Source organism: Pseudodonghicola sp., assembly GCF_048268305.1.
Classification (GTDB): Bacteria; Pseudomonadota; Alphaproteobacteria; order Rhodobacterales; family Rhodobacteraceae; genus Pseudodonghicola.
On record NZ_JBLWVT010000005.1, the window covers coordinates 268,224 to 286,931 of the forward strand.

Below are 18,708 nucleotides of genomic sequence, written 5' to 3' on the forward strand. Positions count from 1 at the left end.
CTGTTGCCGAATCCCCCCATGGCGAACCAGACACTCCGGAACATAAATCTGCCGAGGGCGGCCTGAAGCCCGGCGCCCCCTCCCGCCGGCTCCTTACCGAACCACCCCCATGACAGGGAGACATCCATGCAGCATGCCATCACGCAAGGCGAGACCATTCATCCCGCGGCCCGGATGCACGCGGAGGAATACCTTGACGGCAAGCTCAGTCGGCGCGAATTCCTGACCCGCTCCACCGCGCTCGGCGTCACCGCCGCGGCGGCCTATGGGTTGATCGGAGAGAGCCCCGCCCAGGCGCAGACGCTGCAGGGCACCCCCAAGATGGGCGGCACGCTCAGGGTGCAAATGCAGGTCAAGGCGCTGAAGGACACCCGCACCGCCGACTGGTCGGAAATCGCCGCCCAGACCAGCGGCACCTGCGAATGTCTGGTCGAATACGAAAACGACGGCTCGTTCCGGCCGATGCTGCTGGAAAGCTGGGAGGTCAACGACGACGCCACCGTCTATACGCTGAAGGTGCGCCCGGGCATCAAATGGCACAATGGCGATGATTTCACTGCCGAGGACGTGGCCCGCAATTTCGCCCGCTGGTGCGAAAAGGGGGTCGAGGGCAACTCGATGGCGGCGCGCGTCAGCTCTCTGATCAACCCCGACACCGGCCTGGCGCGCGATGGCGCGATCACCGTGACCGATCCGCTGACCGTGGTGCTGAAGACGGCGACCCCCGATATCTCGATCATCCCGGGCGTCGCCGATTATCCCGCCGCGATGGTGCATTCCAGCTATGACCCCGCCAAGCCGACCGAACTGGTCGGCACCGGGCCCTACCGGCTTGCCAGCGTCGAGGTCGGCGTCGCCACCACGCTGGAGCGGATCACCGACGAACATCCCTGGTGGGGCACGCCGATCTATGGCGGCCCCTATCTGGACACCATCGAATATATCGATTTCGGCAGCGACCCCTCGGCCTGGCTGGCGGCGATCGAAGCCGACAAGGTCGACATGCTGCATGAATCGGTCGGCGAGTTCATCGACATCATGAACGACATCGGCCTGGTGCAATCCGAGGTGGTGACCGGCGCGACGCTGGTGATCCGGCCCAACCAACTGGCCGAGATCGACGGCAAGCGGCCCTATGCCGACAAGCGGGTGCGCAAGGCCATCGCCATGGCAGTGGACAATGCGGTGCTGCTGGAGCTGGGCTATGGCAATCGCGGTCAGATCGCCGAGAACCACCATGTCGGCCCGATGCATCCGGAATACGCCAAGCTGCCGCCGATCAAGCCCGACCCGGAAGCGGCCCGCGCCCTGATGGAAGCGGCCGGCATGCTGGATTTCGAGCATGAGCTGATCTCGATCGACGACGATTGGCGCAAGAACACCACCGATGCGGTGGCGGCCCAGATGCGCGACGCCGGCTTCAAGGTGAAACGCACCGTGCTGCCCGGCTCCACCTTCTGGAACGACTGGACCAAATACCCCTTCAGCTCGACCAACTGGAACCACCGGCCGCTGGGGGTGCAAATCTGGGCGTTGGCCTATCGTTCGGGCGAGGCCTGGAACGAATTCGGCTGGTCGAACCCGGAGTTCGACGCCCTGCTGGAACAGGCGCTGGCCATCGCCGACGCCGACAAGCGCCGCGAAATCGCCGCCAAGGGCGAAGCGCTGATCCAGGAGGAAGGGGTGACGATCCAGCCCTACTGGCGCTCGCTCTATCGTCACATGCGCCCCGGTCTGGTCGGGACCGAGGCGCATATCTCCTATGATCACCACCAGTACAAATGGGCCTGGGCGGAATAATCGCCCAATACCGGCAAGCCGCCTCCCCCGAGGGGGCGGCCGATGCCACCGATCTCCCCGCGGCGCCTTGCGCGCCGGCCAGGACAGACCCCTGAAGGGGTCATGACGAGGCCTGACCAAACGGGGGCCCAATGGGACTTTTCTCCTGCCTTGTCGGGTGGGGGTGATGACGCTGACGGCGCTCTGCCTGACGGTCATCGTGTTTCCCCTCACCAACCTCTATCTCAATCTGGAGAAACTGGCGAAGACCGAAGGCAACTTCCGCGTGTCTGACCCTGCTGATCCCCCCCGAGATCATGGCGACCGGGGTGCCGGGGCCGCTCGATCTTTTCGATATTCCCGGCGGATTGCTGGTGGTTTTCGTCTCGGTCGTCTTCGTCAAGTCACCCACCGTGTTCCGCATCACGCGCGGGCTGACGATGGACATCAGATGCGCGATTACGGCGCCGCCGCCCAGCCCAGCGGCGCAGGCCCCTGGTATATCATGCTTTGGAAGATCCTGCCGAACGCCCGCGGCCCCCTGATCGTCGATTTCTGCCTGCGGATCGGCTACAGGACGATCCTTCTGGGAACGCTCGGCTTCTTCGGCCCGGGCCTGCTGCCCGAAGGCCCGGACTGGGGATTGACCATCAACGAGGGGCGCAAGCTTCTGTCGATCGGCCTGCATCCCGCGCTGGCGCTCGCTGTCGCGGGTTCTGGGGTGAACCTGCTGGCGGAGAGGCTTCGCGAGGAAAGTCTCAGGGACTGACGACAGGACCGGGGGCGCTGCCCCCGGACCCCCGACGTATTTTGAACGAGAAGAAGCAGGGGACGCGGCCCTGCCCCCGACAGGGAGAGTGATATGCCGAAACCGACCCAGGACGGCCCGATTCTGGAGATCGACAAACTGTCGATCTCCTTCTTGATCCGGCTGCGGGAAATTTGGATTTTTCCGTCTCGGTTCGACCTGGTGAAGCGGTGGGGCTGCTGGCGGAGAGCGGTTGCAGCAAATCGACCTTCGCCAAGGTGCTGATGGGGTTGGAGACCGCCACCTCGGGCCAGCTCCTGTTCGACGGGCGCAATATCGAAGCGCTGCCGATCGACGCGCGATGCCAAGACCGTGAGCGAGATTCAGATGGTGTTCCCAAAGCCCTTCGACATGCCCAACCCCTCGATGACCCTGGGCCGGCAGATCATCCGGGCGTTGGAGATCTTCGGGGTCGGCCGGAGGGTGGCGGAAGGTCGCGAGCGGATGCTTGCAACTGCTCGCCCCGGTGAAACTGCCGCGCGAATTCTCCGACCGGATGCCACGGTGCAGGCGGCGGTGACCGACCTGCTGATCGAGATCCAGCGGCAGCAAAAGACCACGCTTCTGTTCATCTCGCACGATCGCTCCGTCATGCGCTACCTGAGCGATCGGGTGATGATGTATCTGGGCCATGTGGTGGAACCGGGCAGCACCGATCAGGTCTTCAGCCCGCCTTATCCCCCCATACCGAGGCGCTGCTATCGGTGGTGCCGATCGCCGATACTTCGGTCGAGAAGACCCATATCGCGCTGGAGGATGACGTGCCTTCAGCCATGAACCTGCTGCCCGGCTGCCCGTTCCAGACCCGCTGCCGCGAGTAATCGCAGGTGCCGGGAGGGCTCTGCGACCGCGAGGTGCCGCCGGTTCGGCACCTCACCGAAGGCCATCAGGTGAAATGCCACCTGGGCGACGATCTGCTGGGCACGATGGAGCCGGCGATCAAGATCGCGGCGCAGTGAGGCGGATGGACAGAGATCCAGCCCGCGCTGCGCCGGACACAAACGACAGCCCAACATGAGGTAGCCGTTGGAAGTCAGGCAGTTGCGATGCCCTGCTCTCGCAACTGCGGCGGAACCGCCCTGGGGTCTCAGGCGACGACAAGCTTGCCGTTGCGCGCCATACGCTCGGCGAATTTGCGTGCGCGGCGGCCCGGGATCAGCAAACGCACCGCGGCGGCGCCCACTTCGGGATCGGCCTCAAGGCCCGGGAAGATTTCCAGAATTTCCTGACGCGCTTCTGGAGAGACTGACTTGAGCGCCTCGGGCCCGGTGAACAGGCTCTCGGTCAACGCCCCATTCGAGAATACCACCTGATGCGCGTCGAACAAGAAATGCCAATAGGTCACCTCAACCAGATCGTCGGCCACCTCGATGCCGTCAAGCGCCAGCAGATGTTTGGCGGCGACCAGAACTTCGGCTTCGTCGAACATCCGCTCGGCCACCTTTGACCGCACCAACACCCGGTGCTGCGGCGAGACGACAAGGTCCTCTACCGGCCGGTTCTGTGCCAACGCCCCGGCACGGATGCGGATCGGGCGTAAGTTCGGATTGGCCGCCATATCCATCCTGGACAGTGTCCGCGAGCCGATCCAGCGTACCGGTTGATAGCCACAGTCGAGCGTCAGAACATCGGCGCCGACTTTCAAGTGTTCCACCGCAATTTCGCCGGCGCGTGTTTTGATCAATGTGCCGGAGGCGAAGCAGATGATCGGAGCCGCGAGGTAGTGAAACCCCTGTGCCATGCCGTAGCCATTCAGGGTATCGCTGGTTGCGCTGAATGTGGTCGACGTACTCTGGCTAACCGTGAGGGATTCCATCGGGACCTGCGTCCACTTGCTGGTGTCCTGCGTGTAACCGTTCTCATCCACGCCGCCGCCCGTGGAGTTGTTCGGCATCAGAAAGGTGTCGCCATTGGGCATCTGGGCGTACCAGACCTGATATTTTCCCGTCGATCCATCGGTGTAGACCACATCGACATAGACCGCGTTGAAATAGTCCATCGGGCCGTTGTAATCGTTGATCCCATCGCCATTGAGATCGTAAAAGAACCCATCCCCCGTCCCGCCATTCGGGTCATCGGGACTGCTGGTGATGTTGTCCTGTTGAACAATATTGGTGCTGCCGTCGTTATACGAGGTCACACTGACGACGGATTGCGCAATCGGGTTGGCCGCATCACCGTAGGTGCCGTATATCTGCGAGGAGTTACCGGCGGTTTCGGTCCCTGGGTTTCCCGGTTGAACCAGATTCAGATTTCCGAGATAGAAGGCATCGGTAGTAAAGTCAGTCATGTCGTTCTCCCAGCAACAACATTCACTCACATTTTGAATTGCTGTCGTTCAAACTGACGCTACGGGTACTCATGTCGCTTCCCCGTTGATCAGCCCCAAAACTGCCCCTGAGCGGCCGAAATCGCCCACCTCATCGGTAATGCAGGGCGGCATCAATGGAATTGCGCTAGAAAGCTCCAAAAGCGGATTAAACTAGCTTCACCTATCGGGGTGCGGGTACAGCCCGCGCACTGTCCAGGTTGCGGTTCCGCCTCCTGGTAGCGTGTAGGTCAGAACAGTGTTGCTATAGATGACGACCTCATTGACTTGGCGATAGACGCCATCCGCCGTTACGAACCGATCACTGGTGCTTGTCGTGGTATCGTCGGTATCAGCATCGTCCATTCTGTCGTCATCGTTGGCATCATACATTTGCATGGTGCCGTAGGCTTGGTATCGGTAGGTTTCCCCCGTACCCGACCCGAGATTGTAGCTGTTTCCCCCCAAGGTTTCTGCATCGTTATTGCCGGTATTGGTCAACCCGGTCGCATACCAACCCCAAGTGTTTGATAACGTGGCCATTGCATCCTTCCCTCTATATAGGAGTCGCATAGGTGTCGCGTGGGGCCGGTAAGAAATAAGAATCCTCCCCTTATGGAAGGAAAGCTTACCTGCAAATTCTGCAGCAAAGATTCTCTGATGAGTTCCGCGATGTCCCCCGATTGCGAAATCGGGACGCAATCTAGGGTTTAAAAATATCGTCGCGCACCTCGCGACCATAAGAATTTCCGCTGAAAATCACGCTGGCCGGGGTCTCGACATCACCACACCGAAATGGCGGCGTGCATTTGAGACCTGATTCCCGGCAGTTTTAGGTCCGAAAGATAGTTCTGCGGGTTTGGTCGTGGCGGTTTTATTGCACGCATCCCATGAGGGGATTCACCTGGTGAACTCAGCTTGGCATCACGAAGCATCGGCGGCGACAGAGCGGGACAAAACACGGTGCTACGGCGATAGGATCAGGTCGGTTTCCAGCGGACTGCGCTCCAGCACGGTGGCGCCGGATCGGGCGCAGATTCGGGCGCGCGGCTCACTTCTCAACGAAGCAGGCGCGGATCCCGATCCAGCGCGGGTTTCCGGTATCCGTCGCCCCATGTCAGCCCACTGGCCCCCGACACGCAGCCCTTGCCGTGCTGGACCTTTATCATGGTGCTGGATGTGAAAGAGGACAGCCGCCGCCCCCAAAGGATCGCGATTGTTTCCCAAGCCGGAAAACCTTTGACCGACAGAGCCTTCGGCACGCAGCGAGAAGCTGGCAATGAGGGTGAACAACGGGTCCAAGGCGTCGCTAACTGTCAGGCAGACCAGGGAAGACCCGTTTTCTCTGAGGGCAATTCCTTCGGCGGGATCGACATTTGCAGAAATGCCCGGAGAGACGACATTGAACGCCGTCGCCGCCTACTTGCCTTATCTTTCTCTGGTTCTCGCGCCGCCAGAGCCGGCCTGTCACAACACGCCCGGAGGGGACGGAAAAACAACCAGTAATACGATTGCCCTCCCGCCCCTTCCGGAACGTCCCGCCGCCAGCATTGGGGGTGCTAGACGACGAGTGACTTGCCGCGGCGCGCCACACGCTCGGCAAGTTTTCGAGCCAGGCGACCAGGGATCAGCGGACGCACAGCGGCGCACTCCAGCTCGGGATCGGCCGCCAGGTTCGGAAAAATCTCAAGAATCTCCCGACGGGCCTCCGAGCCAACGGCTTTGAGGGCTTCGCGGCCGGTGAACAGGCTTTCAGTCAGAGCCCCGTTCGAGAACACCACCTGATGCGCATCGAACAGGAAGTGCCAGTAGGTCACCTCGGTCAGATCGTCGGCAACCTCGACATCTTCGAGCGCCAACAACTGCTTGGCCGCCACCAAAACCTCGGCCTTGCCGAACATCCGCTCGGCCACCTTCGAACGCACCATAACGCGGTGCTGCGGCGAGACGATCAGGTCCGTATCCGGCTGCCGGAGCCCCAGTGCGCCAGCGCGAATGCGGATCGGGCGCAGGTCCGGGTAAGCGGCCAGATCCGCGGCATGAAGGCTCCGCCCACCGATCCAGCGCAACGTCTGATAGCCGTTATCGAGCGTCAACACATCGAATCCGACCTGAAGCTTCTCGACCGGAACCTCGCCGCCCCGGGTCATGATCCGCGTCCCCGAAGCGAAGCAAACCACATTCGTCTGGTCCCAGGTCAAGCCGCCGGTGATGCCGGTCATGGTCAGCGTCGGCCCGGTCATGTCAGTGCCGTTGAAGCTGATCACACCATCCGCGAGGTCATGGTTCAGGGCCTGAATCGGATGTTTGAAGTTCGTGCCGTTGGCGACGTTATATGCCGCCAAGGTCGATGGGTTGAAAATGCCATCGAGGTAGATGAAATCGTTATTGGTCTGATTGCCGTCGGTATAGGGGCCACCGGTGTCATTGCCGAAATCGGTAATGGTGTCATTGCCCCGGTTGGCACCGGTCCACCAGAAAAGATCATCTCCGGTTCCGCCGGTCAGCGTGTCGTTTCCGACAGGATCACCCGCATCGCCACCGTCGAGGACGTCATTACCCGCGCCGCCATCCAGACTGTCGTCTCCAGCATTGCCGGCCATGACATCGTTGCCGTCGCCACCCAGGATGGTGTCGTTGCCCTGACCACCGCGCATCACGTCGTTGCCGGCGCCGCCATCCATGTAGTCGTCGCCGGGCAAGGCGTCGGTGGCTTGGTCACCGATCACAAAGTCATCGCCATCGCCCCCGTACAAGAAGTCAGAGCCGTTTTCGCCAAGCAGAGAGTCATTTCCGATGCCGCCGTAGATGGCGTCGCTATCATCACCGCCACGGAGATAGTCATCGCCGGCGTCGCCCGAGATGATGTCGTTTCCGGAATCGCCATTTATGCTGTCGAGACCATCGCCGCCGTAGATCTGGTCATCACCATTGCCACCGTAGAGATCGTCATCACCGCCATTGCCATAAATGAGATCATTGCCGCCCTCGCCGAAGAAGATGTTCGAATAGACCGACGATGGATCGGTCGAGTCGAACCCGATCATCGTGTCGCCGAATGCCGATCCGTAGATCCCCTCGATGTTATACAGCGTATCGCCCGCGGCATCGCCGTAGTACCCATTGCCCGTGGAGAGATCGACATAGACCCCCGCAGCGCTGTTGGTATAGGAAGCGAAATCAAATCCAGCGCCACCATCGAGCACATCTGCCCCGATGCCGCCGTCGAGCGAGTCATTGCCCAGGTCACCGATAAGCCAGTCATTACCGGCAAAACCATAGAGCCAGTCATCCCCAGCAAAGCCATCGATAGTGTCGGCCGCGGAGGTGCCATAGAGTGTATCGTTTAAAATGGAACCGTTAATGATCGCCATGCTCCGCCCCCGCAAAAATGTTACCAAACTCACATTTTACCGACCCGGTGCTGGCCAAAATATAGACCTGTTTGTACCGGTTGAGCGTTTACATCGCCCTTGTTGATATTCTTCGGCGAGTGGGAGGATTCGGGCTATTCTCTACGGTGCGACAGAAGTGAGTGCGTCGAAACCCAATGGTGCGCAACTTCACAGAATTAAACACCGGTAGTCTTGGGAATGGATCGCTGAGGCAGACAAGGTGCGCCACCTTTGGGTGACGCACCTTGGGTCCTGGCGTGACGAAGGGTCAGCTTGCGACGCCGATGCCGAGCATATGGCGCACTTCCGGACCAATTTCCGGAGCGTCCTTGTGGAATACCCCGCAGGCCCTCAGGTCCGCCTTCATCAAGCGCCGGCCCTGCAAACGTTCACACACGATCGGTATCGTATAGGCTGGCCGCATAAGCGAGTTGTTCGTTGTCGTCATGTTCCCTGTCAGATAGGGCTGATAGGGCAGCACCGGCGGGTCGATCACAAAGTTAATCAGCCGTGCATTCGGCCGTCCGAGGTCCTGAACCTCGACAATATAGAGCCGCTCGCCGAGCCACTGCACCACCCCTTCCACCTTCATCGGGGGCCGTGCCCCGAAACCCTGGCCATAGGCGTCGATATACATGACCGTCTTGATGAGGGTCAGCGCGCCATCCTGGAAGATTACCGAATAGGCGCGGCCGATCCTGTCCCGGTTGGTCAGCAGCCGGCCATACATGTGATAGGCGCCGCAATACTGCGCCAGGATTTCCTTCGTTTGCGCCATATTCTCGAACAGGCCATTCATCATCTTCTCGACGCGCGGTGACAGCCCCTGCAATTGCAGGGGCGGCTGCCACAGGTTCATGAACGCCTGAGGCGGCAACAGCAGATCATCTGGCCGCAGGCCTGCTGTACCGGCGATGCTCTGCAGCGTCTCTATCGACGGCATGCTCCTGCCGCTGAGATACTTGTTGAGCTGCTGGCGGCTGATGCCGAACTGCAGTGCGGCATGCGACGTGCCTGAGTAGCTTTGCACGATGACGCGAAGGTTCTCAGGAAAATAGTAATGTTCCCTACTCTTCATGATGCGCCCTACCTGCTTGCCAGGCGACATGCAGGCGCACTGTCTTCTGGGCTCAGGCGGTAACGAACTTCGTCATTCAACGAGGGATCGCCCAGATCAAAAAGACCGCAGGCCTTCATGTTGCGCCTGATGTGACGCGATCCGGGCAAGCGCTGCAGCACCAGATTGGATTCGTAGATCGGTCTCGTACCGAAGCCGAAGCTGGTCATCAGCATGCCGCTCATATACTGGATCCCGGGGATATAGGCCGGATAGAGTAGCGAAAATCCTGGAACCGAGTCCTCGCCGTACGCGCTGCTTTCGACGAGCTGAAGCCGATCCTGAATAAAGGTAACGATATGGGTCGCTCGACGGATTTCCGAAATTTTCCAATCACTTCCGCCTTTCACGACACGTTCGAGAACAAGCGCGTAAGTCATGCTGCCATGTTGATAAATGACCATGTAGCTGCGCAAAATCTGCTGCGGAGACGTCGGTATGATGTGATAGCGGAAATACCGCCCGCAATAGGGCGCAAGATCAGCTTTAGCATTCTCGGAGATCACGACGAGTTGGTCGACGAGCTGATGCTCAGGGCGCCGCTGCGCGCCCGCTTGACTGCGCATTTGCGCTCGCGACAAAAGCTCGGGCGGGCCAGTCAGCACTTCGGTGGGCAGATCGAACGCCACAGCGAAGCGGCGAAGAATGCGCAGCGACGGGACCGAGGATCCATTGAGATATTTGTTCAATTGTTGGCGGTTGATGCCAAGGCGCCGCGCCGCGGCGGATATAGATGGCTCACTGGCCACGAGAAATTGGATATTCCTTGTGATATGAGATGCTCTATCACATTGATAATCAGTCATTTCCTTCATTCCAGAAGTCGCCCCCCTCTTACCACACAATGGTTGCAACTTCCGTTTTCACTCACGTCAGCTGCGACAATTGCACTTTCTACGTACAACTAACCTGCAGATGACGAACAACGATGGGGGCGGTAACTGGCAACTTCGCAAACGGGCTCCACTCCTGTCAACTGGTCGAATCGTTTGCAGCTAAAATAATCGAAGACGCGTGATGCAAACCTAACAGGCCGCCGCTCAGTCCGGGTATCAGGCTCAGCCGGAATCCCGCTTCTGCACAGTCAGAAGGTCGCACAGCGATCCGTTTCGAAATGTGCGACGTGCCGGTCAGCTACCGAGAGCGAGGGCCTGCGCCAGGAACAGGCCGGTCGCGGCACCTTCGCCCCCTTTGATGGCGGCCGAGAGCCCCCCAGCACATGGGCGCCCCCCCTCGAATGCGTCAAGGGGAGCCATTGATCTCAGCCCTCCCCGCTGAAACGGGAGACATGCCACTTTCAGCCTTCGCCGTTGGTGGATCCGCCGAAAAACTGACGCCATAGAGGCGCGGTTGCGACACCAAGTGACGCAAATTCGATCGGCATCGCACCTGAATCAGGACCAGTGCGGAACCAGTTTGCGAACTCTGCAGAGCCCGATCGCCCGCGTATAAGCGAAGTTTCAGGGAGCGCGCGAAGGGAATCATAAAAAGCCATCCAAAAGAGAATGGAACGCTCGCTCGAAAGGCGGGCGGAAGTTCCGGAACCATCAATCAACCGATGGGGCACATGGTTCACAAGCCGGAAAATTCCTAACTATCTTCCGTAAATACGTCGTGTTTTGATGAAAATGATCATGGTAAAAAAATGCAACCATCACGTCAGCTTCATAATCTCTCTCTCGTTGAGCCGACTGACGATCTGGAGCATTTGGTTGGAAGCTACTCCTTCCCCAGCGACGCAAATATAGACGCCTATCATTGCGAACTTTCGATTTCGCTCCTGGAACCGGGAGATATGGTTTTCACCCTGAGCGATGGGTTTCTTCCCATTTTTGAAATCAGATCAAAATGGGTATCAAGCGAGAACGGTGGGAATCGCCTAAAATTTCTCCCAGGCAGCATCGGGAACCTCGAAGCAATAACCGTTTCACGCGATCAAATATTCCAGCTCACCCATCCCCTTGCTGAATCCCTGATCGGCTCTCCCTGCGTCTTCGTCCGCGCCGAACATCTCATACCGCAGCCGGATGTGATTTGCTTTCCAGTTCGGTCACTTGAGTATTTTCAGATACGGCTGGAGCACCCCGGCACCATTTTCGTCAATGGCGTGCCATGCCTCGTTCCCGGCCAGCCCTCACAGGACATCTCCCCTCTGCCGCCCCATGAAACCACGGTCGGCAATCAAGTTTATGGGCGTTTGGTTTTGCAGGAGTGGGAAGTGGAAATGCTTCTTGCCCATGGGCGTTTTCAGTGTGGGGCGAGGCAACTGGAATGAGGTCGCGAAAAAATGACCTGGCGGATCGAAGTCAGCACCTCACCCACACCAAAACCGTGAGTTTCGTGTCGATGGGCATCTCCAGCCTCGATGGATTTCCCTCTTGCCGCCCGACATCTCCATCCGCGACGCGCCCCGAAAAATCGGAAATTTTCACAGGCATTCCCTGATCGAAACAAAAAGAGAAACCCATCCCACGGCGAATTCTGCAGATAGCGGAAGACATGAAACCAATTAGATGCCTTCCGTTAAAAATTTCACTACACAACTGAAGAGGACTCACCTTGATTTCCAAATTTGTATTGGCACTGTGTCCGATCTCCATGCTGGCCGCATGCGGGCTCTCCCCCGAATACTACGAGACAGCGCCTGTCTCGGTGGCGACATCGGCGGGCACGGTGGTCTGTCAGCTCTACACGCCCCAAATTGTTGTCTGGGACCGATCCATCGACCGGCCGGCCAAGATGGGGGTCGAGGACGCGGATCAGATCTGCAAACGCGAAGGGCTGCGCCGCCGCGATGAGCTGCGTCACGAATAACACCCTATGCGCTCGCTCAGCTGAACGGAGCCAGTTCCGATGAACTCCCACATATCCCTAGTGCCTGACGCCGGCGCACGAGCCGCAGATCGCTCTCTCAGACGGGATCGAGGCAAGCCCATGTTGGCTCGCCGGGGGCGATCCGGCACCGCTGCGACCCCCGTCGGTCTGGAGCAAGGAACCCTCGTCAGCACCTCAGCCGGACATCTGCCGGCTGAGGTGATCGAGCCCGGCATGCTCGTCAACACCGAAAATGCCGGCGCGCAACAAGTCCTTGCAGTGCTGAAGAGCCAGTCGACGGCCAGTTCCGACGACGCGCCAGTCACCTTTCCCGCCGGGTGCATCGGGAATATCCAGAGCCTTACCCTCAATCCCCAGCACTGCATCGTGATGACCTCACGACAGTGCCTCGAGCTGTACGGGGTTTCAGAGGTTTTCGTTCCGGCCCTCTTCCTGGCGGGGGGTCATGGTTCCGCAAGACCCGGTCCGTCCGTCTTCTACCAGCTCCTGTTTCGCGAACATCAGATCGTCTTCGCCAATGGCGTGATGGTGGAAAGCTTTTATGCCGGGCCGACCGAACGGGAGACTCTCGACACGGAAGCGAAGGGACTCGTCGATCAGGCGCTGCCCGAGCTCGCCGATCCCTTTATGAACCGCTACGGGCCGAGAGCACGTCTGCGCCTCACCAGACGCGAATTTGCGGTTCTGATGGGGCTTGGCGATAGCCTGACCTTGCCCCCAGTTTGAGGCGTCTGGCGTCAAAATCCCCGCAGAACGGGAACCGCAGCGGTTTTGCCGGCGGCTCGCTTGGGGGCTTTCCCTACTTCATGCATATGTCGAAACCTTGGCAGCTTGACCCGAGCAGAGCCGGCTGGGTCGATACACCCCGTTCCTGTCGCCACAAGGGGTTCGGTGCTCTGCCTCGGCAGAGGTCTTGTCCGACGGCCGAGCCAGGGAAGGTATCGCGCTGGCGGCCAATGTCTTCACGGCAACCGCTGCTGATGCGACGTTTCTCTCAAGCCGTTCTGTTCAGCTAATTTCCGTCGGTTTCGGAGCGTCCATGACAGGGGCGCTTGAACACGCCTCTTGTTGCCGAGGCCAGAGCTGGCGCTTCAGGAGATTGCGGACCGACCATCGCCTGGGCCGTCTGTCCGCCTGCGCGGGGAGTGATCGGCGCATGCATTCCTTTGGGTTAGAACACCGCGCTTGGGATGGGCGCACCTCTTTCGGAGGGGGTCAGCAGCTTGGAGTACCGGGGCGGAGCAAGGGGATCTTCCTCTCCTGATGCGCCCGGATCACCGACTCCGCGGTGCGGGGGCTCAGCGTTGGCGCAAGCGACGCGAGAAAGGCCTCGGACATGCTCTCCCGCTCTCTCTCCAGGCGCAGCTTGGCATGTTGATATTTCGCCCCGAACAGCAACAGCTGCAGCGTTTCCTCGTCGAGAGGGGTCGCGATGCGAAACCCGGCGGAGTTAAAGATCTCCTGCGCTCGGGTGATCGGCTGAACATAGGTCACTTTGCGACATGACGTCTCGACGCTGACCCCCTCCAGCGACAAGAGGCTTCGTGCCGTAATGAAAACCTTCCGATATCCAGTCAATTCGTGGATCAGATCGGAATCCACCAGAATTTGCGTTCCAGGAGAGACGAGAACATAAGATTTGACGGTCTTGAGGCCCAGAGTACGCGTCGCACGCGGATTACCCAAAAGCGACGACGGCAGACGGATGGGACGCAATTCGGGAAACATTTCAAGGTCAGCCGGCGACAGCGTTTCGGGTCTGCAGCAGGTCAACCGTTGGTATCCGCTCCAGGTGATCAAGCGGTCTGTGAGCGAAATGTCTCCGAGAGGAACCAGCCCTCGTTTCGTCGGAATCTCGGCATCGGCAGAAATGCCCAGATCGGCCCCCGCCTCCGCGATCCTGGTGAGAAACGTCCGACGTCGCAGCGAAAGCTTGCATTTCCTCTGGGTGAAGGGCGCCGTTGAAGCTCCCCTGCCCGGCTCGGAGCTCATACGCAACCGCACCGCTCGATTTGCAGGTTCGGACACCCGGGTATCGCTCACCACGGGATGCAAGCTTATAACAAAGCGCAAGTGGTCCTCGGTCACGTTGTTCCCCACCCTAAAAATCAAAAAATACCTTTAAAAGCCTCACCGACATTATGCGTTCAGGGGAGTTCTCTACCTGTTTTCAAGGTGACGCACCTTGGTGCAGGGAAACTGCGATCCGATATCCAAATCGGCGCTGATCAGAGCGTTCGATCGGGTTGCATTCGGTTTTTTACGCGTCGCAGCCACCGGCGTATCCATGCGAGAGCGAAATCATATCTTGTCACAGCGCCTCGGACCGGCGGGCTTGACGCCAACGGGAGAAATGCTTGGACAAGGCACCAGGCCAATTTCGTCAGCGGCGACAAATAGGCAGGCGCCCCAGTCGGATCACACCACGTTCCCAGGGCGGGACAGCCCGCCGGCAAGGCAGACGTGGAACTCAAAACACAGTCCGCCAATTCGCATTCCGAGGGCTGGCAACCTTGGTCCGATGCCGTGACGCATCGGTTCGGAATGACAAATGTCAACCTTGCGACGCGAACACGCGCCACCTCTGTCGCACCGTTGAGAAGTTCGGCGCTCGTGATGTTGCGCGCACAGTGGATGAAGGGCGAATAAGCAAATTGGCTCTGGCTTTGAGAGCGTGATGCGATCGGGCCACATAAAGAGGATGGCATGACCGTAACTTTGGGAAGACGGCCGAGCAGATATTCCGACGCCGCAACTGAGCGGGGCGTATTTTCAGCCAATGCAATGGTGCTGACGCCCGGCGGACCGAAACTGTTGGGGGAAATCAAAGACAGAGACTTGGTCGTTTCTCACGATCAAGGCACCGTGATGGTCGTGGGTCGCAAACGAACGGCCATTTCGTCGGGCCGCGGAAATTCCCCGATACGGATCGCCGAGATAGGGACGCCACCCTTCTGCGTATCTCCGATCACGTTGTTCATGGCCAATTCCCTCTCTTACAGGGAGAAGTTCGGCTCGGAGGAGGTATTGGTTCGCGCGGCCTCACTCAGGAATGACGATATGGGAGGCATCGCGAATGTTGAAGAAACAGAATTTATTTCAATTTCGCTTCAACATTCCGCAATGCTCTATGTGAACGGGTTTGTCTGCGAGTACAGCCCCGCATCGAGTGGCGACGATTACCATATGGGCGCAGCATTCGCTTCAAGACCCACGAGAGCCAACAAATACCCGATCCTGAGCGATGAAGAGGCGTCACTTCTTTATGATGCCGCGGGTGGGGCCGCCAATGCATTGAAATTTTTTAGATGGGGGAATTCCTGATGTCCGATGGACAGCAGACCGGTGACATGAGTTACAAACGAAGCTATGAAAATGACTTCACCAAAGGCGACGCCGCCACGGTACGCAAGATCTGGGCCGCCAACTCCATGGCGGATGGGCGAGCCGTTAGCAGTACCCGGTCCCCTCGCCCATCGAACATCTTGAGACTCGCCAATGGCGCCGTCGAGATTTCTGGAAATGAGGAAATTGTCCTGAGAGATCATCCGGAGTTCATGGATATTTCTCCGGTGGAAGATTTGCACATCTATTCCCTCGTGAAATTCCCCCAACGCTTCTTGTGCCCGCCTTCGGTCATCCTGTCATTCGGCTCGCCGCACAAAATGTTCATGATCGGCGCGGAAGACATTACCTGCGAATCCTTCACCATCGAGATTCGTTCAGGCGCTGAGAAACCCGTTATGGTCAGCGTGTTCTGGAAAGCCGCCGGTTTTGTGACCTTTGACGTCTCTGCCAAGTCCCGGGGATGGAAGAAATGAGGTCGAAACTGATGGCGCGCCATTTCGGTACCGTTGCAGCAGCCTGTCTATCAACGGCTTGCCTTTCCCTGGCAGGCTGCAGCGTGCCCTCCTCGGGCCCGTCCCGTTCCGCAGTTCAGACCGAGGCCAACGTTGACATTGTCGACGTCACTTATGGCTCTGTCCTTTCAATGCAGGAGCCGATTCAGAAAGGCTTCCCTGAAAGCTTCGTCCGTCAGCCGTTACCAACGATTGACCGGATCAGCCTTGACGAGAAACTGCAGCTCCAGGTCTTTGAAAACGTTGATAAAGGCCTATTCGGAGCGACAGAGGCCGGCCCGACAGTGATCGCGCCGCTCACCGTTGACAGCGAGGGCAAGCTAAGCGTGCCCTATGTCGGTCGGATCGACGCGGTGGGAAAATCGCTTGAAGAGCTGCGTGCAGTCGTCGAAGAAAAACTGGCGGAGCAGACGCCGGATCCTCAGGTGATCGTGTCGCGCATGGATGAAAGCGGGCTTTCGGTCTCTATTTCGGGTGATATTCGCCAACCCGGCATCTATCCTCTCGACATACCGACGCGCCGCATCAACGCCCTGTTGTCACGTGCCGGCGGTGTCGCCGCTTCCCCGGATCAGGTGAAGGTCGAGATCCGTCGGGGCCGAAACGGCGGCAGTGCAGGGCTCCGCGCCATTCAGGACGATCCAAGACAGGACGTTGCCGTTCTGCCCGGGGACAATGTCGTTGTACGGGCGGAACATCGTCGAGTGTTTGTTCTGGGCGCAATCGGCGCTCAGAAGGTCATCCCGTTGGATCAACCAAACATGGTGCTGATTGATGCCGTTGCCGCCTCAGGCGGGCTGAATAACGACGCCGCAAATCCCGAGGCCGTCTATGTATTTCGCCGAAAGGCTCAGGCGGGGACACAACCGCCGAAGAGTGGCTCCGTGGGCACGGTATTTCGATTTAACTTTTCCGAACCGACCGGCGTTCTCGCCGCTGGGGAGTTCGGCCTTTGGAACTCGGATGTGATCTACATTGCTGAAACCGGCAATGTCCGCTTCAGCCGTGTTCTTAAACTTCTCTTGGGGGTCACACTGCCGGCCAAGCAGATATCCGATATGGCAAGCGGCGGATAGGAAAGCGATTAACGACCCAAATGGACTTGCCATAGGACGTACAGGCGTCCTCGGCGCGTGAAGGTAAATGAGTATATTCAAGTATGGAGGTGATCCATGGAATACGTTTCTGCATCCGAATTTAAATTCGGCAGCTCACCCGTCGAAAGAATTGACGGAAATGTCTGTGAGTTGAAGTTGTTGAATGGAGGCAGAAATATTTCTGCCTCCGTATCCCTTGTATTTCGAATGCGCTGGCAGGAGGTGACGCAATTTCAAGTCGTTGTCGATGTCTCCACGTCATTCGACGAGAGGAGAGCATTCGTCTCGATCAAGGAGGAGCTTCTCAAGGTCGCCTGGAACAGGCTCTCCGACCACTATGGTGGTTCGGGAGAGAGAGAGGATAACGAGTTGGAGTATTCTCCTGACGCGACCGATCTTCTTGATCCTATCCCGGAGAGCGACAGCAAGACCCCTGACTGGATGACTGTTTCCACATTGTCGGCAGAGGACGAAGCAGACCTTCGGCGCGAGCTGGAGGAGATTTTGAACTCCTAGGGTCAGGACCCGTTGATCTTGGCCTGCGGCCTGATTCAGCCTCCGCAAGGAGACTGATCTATGAGCAATCTTTCTGGCTGACGGACCCGCAGATGGCACCTCTGGAAGCCTTCTTCCCGAAGTCACACGGGAAGCCTCGTGTCGACGGCAAGCCTGCGCTGGGCCGAATGATCTTCACCAGCCGCAATGGCTGGTTGCTGCTGCCTATGGCCCGCACAAGACGCTTTACAGCCGCTGGAAGCGTTGGAGTGTAAAAGGCGTCTTCGCGCGGATGAGGGCCGGTCTCGCGGCCCAACACCGCGCGCAAAAGACCGTCATGATCGACGCGACTTAACCGCGAGTTCCCCTGCCACCGAAGACAGCGATTCAGCGCCGATCGTGTCAGATAGGGTTTGGCGGCTAAAGCGCATAGAGGCACTCATTCAGCGGCAGCCGCGCGTATCGTCGGGAAAGCCACAACCCTCGCCTCCTCGGCCTCGCCGAGAACGGACGAACGTGGCTCCTTCGGATCGGTCTTGCCATCCTCGATCGTCTGACGCTTCCGCCAAGTCGCGACCATCTTGGGGGTGATGCCGAACTCCCGGCTCACCGCCGCGTCAGACGCTTGCGATCACGCATCGCAGCTCTGACAGCATGCCTGGTCGTGGCGCTGCCGTGACCTGCCCCATGGTGGTTCCTTGCAATGCAACGACTGAATCGCACCATCAAACCAAGGGGTCACATGGCCGGAGTCTCGATCCCCAAAGGCTACCTCAGGGCGAACCGCGGAAGCAGACAGACCTGCACGGATAGCAGCGGGCAACCGCCCCCGCAAACCGTCTTCATTTCCCAATAACACTAGACGTTGAGGGAGCTTTACGGAGTCGTTTGAGAGTTAATGGCGGACAGTGAGGGATTCGAACCCTCGAGACGGTCTCCCGCCTACACACTTTCCAGGCGTGCGCCTTCGACCACTCGGCCAACTGTCCATGCCGCGGCTATGTGCCGGATCGG

General features: G+C 59.0%; 14 protein-coding genes, 1 tRNA gene and 4 pseudogenes. 12 read left to right on the plus strand and 7 right to left on the minus strand.

All coding sequences use genetic code 11. The features are described 5' to 3' along the window. The first annotated feature begins 126 nt into the window (after positions 1–126). The 4 genes and pseudogenes from ACN0V4_RS11540 to ACN0V4_RS11555 form a co-directional block, all read left to right on the plus strand. Positions 127–1,800 carry an ABC transporter substrate-binding protein gene (locus tag ACN0V4_RS11540; protein ID WP_417676190.1) on the plus strand — a complete coding sequence of 558 codons (1,674 nt, stop codon included), beginning with the start codon at positions 127–129 and terminating at the stop codon, positions 1,798–1,800. Positions 1,801–1,966: 166 nt separating this feature from the next. Beyond that, positions 1,967–2,080: pseudogene (locus ACN0V4_RS11545) on the plus strand (ABC transporter permease); the annotation flags it as partial. 31 nt (positions 2,081–2,111) lie between these two features. Continuing rightward, positions 2,112–2,548: pseudogene (locus tag ACN0V4_RS11550) on the plus strand (ABC transporter permease subunit); the annotation flags it as partial. A 170-nt stretch (positions 2,549–2,718) separates the two neighbouring features. Continuing rightward, positions 2,719–3,546 (plus strand): annotated as a pseudogene (locus ACN0V4_RS11555) (oligopeptide/dipeptide ABC transporter ATP-binding protein); the annotation flags it as partial. Positions 3,547–3,674: 128 nt separating this feature from the next. On the opposite strand, the gene ACN0V4_RS11560 reads toward ACN0V4_RS11555, so the two are convergent. From ACN0V4_RS11560 to ACN0V4_RS11580, 5 genes are all read right to left on the minus strand, one after another. Next, entirely contained in the window at positions 3,675–4,877 is a 1,203-nt protein-coding gene (locus ACN0V4_RS11560; RefSeq protein WP_417676192.1) for a Hint domain-containing protein, read from the minus strand. A 198-nt stretch (positions 4,878–5,075) separates the two neighbouring features. Beyond that, a complete protein-coding gene (locus ACN0V4_RS11565; RefSeq protein ID WP_417676194.1) occupies positions 5,076–5,438 on the minus strand; it encodes a hypothetical protein in 363 nt (120 codons plus the stop codon). 1,016 nt (positions 5,439–6,454) lie between these two features. Then, the gene (locus ACN0V4_RS11570) at positions 6,455–8,269 is read right to left on the minus strand and encodes a Hint domain-containing protein (protein WP_417676196.1); all 1,815 of its coding nucleotides are present in this window, start codon (positions 8,267–8,269) and stop codon (positions 6,455–6,457) included. Positions 8,270–8,558: 289 nt separating this feature from the next. Further along, a complete protein-coding gene (locus tag ACN0V4_RS11575; RefSeq protein WP_417676198.1) occupies positions 8,559–9,398 on the minus strand; it encodes a helix-turn-helix domain-containing protein in 840 nt (279 codons plus the stop codon). Next, complete coding sequence (locus tag ACN0V4_RS11580) at positions 9,377–10,213, minus strand: helix-turn-helix domain-containing protein (RefSeq protein ID WP_417676200.1); 837 nt, start codon at positions 10,211–10,213, stop codon at positions 9,377–9,379. Before ACN0V4_RS11580 ends, ACN0V4_RS11575 begins: the two co-directional genes overlap by 22 nt. Positions 10,214–11,052: 839 nt before the next feature. On the opposite strand from ACN0V4_RS11580, the gene ACN0V4_RS11585 reads away from it, so the two are divergent. The 3 genes from ACN0V4_RS11585 (at position 11,053) to ACN0V4_RS11595 (ending at position 12,968) form a co-directional block, all read left to right on the plus strand. Further along, complete coding sequence (locus ACN0V4_RS11585) at positions 11,053–11,682, plus strand: Hint domain-containing protein (RefSeq protein WP_417676201.1); 630 nt, start codon at positions 11,053–11,055, stop codon at positions 11,680–11,682. A 284-nt stretch (positions 11,683–11,966) separates the two neighbouring features. Beyond that, positions 11,967–12,221 carry a hypothetical protein gene (locus ACN0V4_RS11590; protein ID WP_417676203.1) on the plus strand — a complete coding sequence of 85 codons (255 nt, stop codon included), beginning with the start codon at positions 11,967–11,969 and terminating at the stop codon, positions 12,219–12,221. Positions 12,222–12,341: 120 nt separating this feature from the next. Further along, positions 12,342–12,968 (plus strand): Hint domain-containing protein, encoded by a 627-nt coding sequence (locus ACN0V4_RS11595; protein WP_417676205.1) that lies wholly within the window; start codon positions 12,342–12,344, stop codon positions 12,966–12,968. A 489-nt stretch (positions 12,969–13,457) separates the two neighbouring features. Here the strand turns inward: ACN0V4_RS11595 and ACN0V4_RS11600 are convergent, their stop codons facing one another. Beyond that, positions 13,458–14,330 carry a Hint domain-containing protein gene (locus tag ACN0V4_RS11600; protein WP_417676207.1) on the minus strand — a complete coding sequence of 291 codons (873 nt, stop codon included), beginning with the start codon at positions 14,328–14,330 and terminating at the stop codon, positions 13,458–13,460. Between the two features lie 618 nt (positions 14,331–14,948). Here ACN0V4_RS11600 and ACN0V4_RS11605 point away from each other — a divergent pair. The 5 genes and pseudogenes from ACN0V4_RS11605 to ACN0V4_RS11625 all read left to right on the plus strand — a co-directional run. Beyond that, the gene (locus ACN0V4_RS11605) at positions 14,949–15,566 is read left to right on the plus strand and encodes a Hint domain-containing protein (protein WP_417676209.1); all 618 of its coding nucleotides are present in this window, start codon (positions 14,949–14,951) and stop codon (positions 15,564–15,566) included. Beyond that, positions 15,566–16,063, plus strand: a complete 498-nt coding sequence (locus ACN0V4_RS11610) for a hypothetical protein (protein ID WP_417676211.1) — start codon at positions 15,566–15,568, stop codon at positions 16,061–16,063. The genes ACN0V4_RS11605 and ACN0V4_RS11610 overlap by 1 nt, the downstream gene beginning before the upstream one ends. Further along, entirely contained in the window at positions 16,060–17,178 is a 1,119-nt protein-coding gene (locus ACN0V4_RS11615; RefSeq protein ID WP_417676213.1) for a polysaccharide biosynthesis/export family protein, read from the plus strand. The genes ACN0V4_RS11610 and ACN0V4_RS11615 overlap by 4 nt, the downstream gene beginning before the upstream one ends. Positions 17,179–17,274: 96 nt before the next feature. Then, on the plus strand, positions 17,275–17,715 hold the full coding sequence (locus ACN0V4_RS11620; RefSeq protein ID WP_417676215.1) for a hypothetical protein: 441 nt from the start codon (positions 17,275–17,277) through the stop codon (positions 17,713–17,715). A gap of 92 nt (positions 17,716–17,807) precedes the next feature. Beyond that, positions 17,808–18,046, plus strand: a pseudogene (locus ACN0V4_RS11625) (IS5/IS1182 family transposase); the annotation flags it as partial. Between the two features lie 547 nt (positions 18,047–18,593). Here the strand turns inward: ACN0V4_RS11625 and ACN0V4_RS11630 are convergent. Then, positions 18,594–18,683: transfer RNA gene (locus ACN0V4_RS11630), tRNA-Ser, on the minus strand. Between the last annotated feature and the right edge of the window lie 25 nt (positions 18,684–18,708).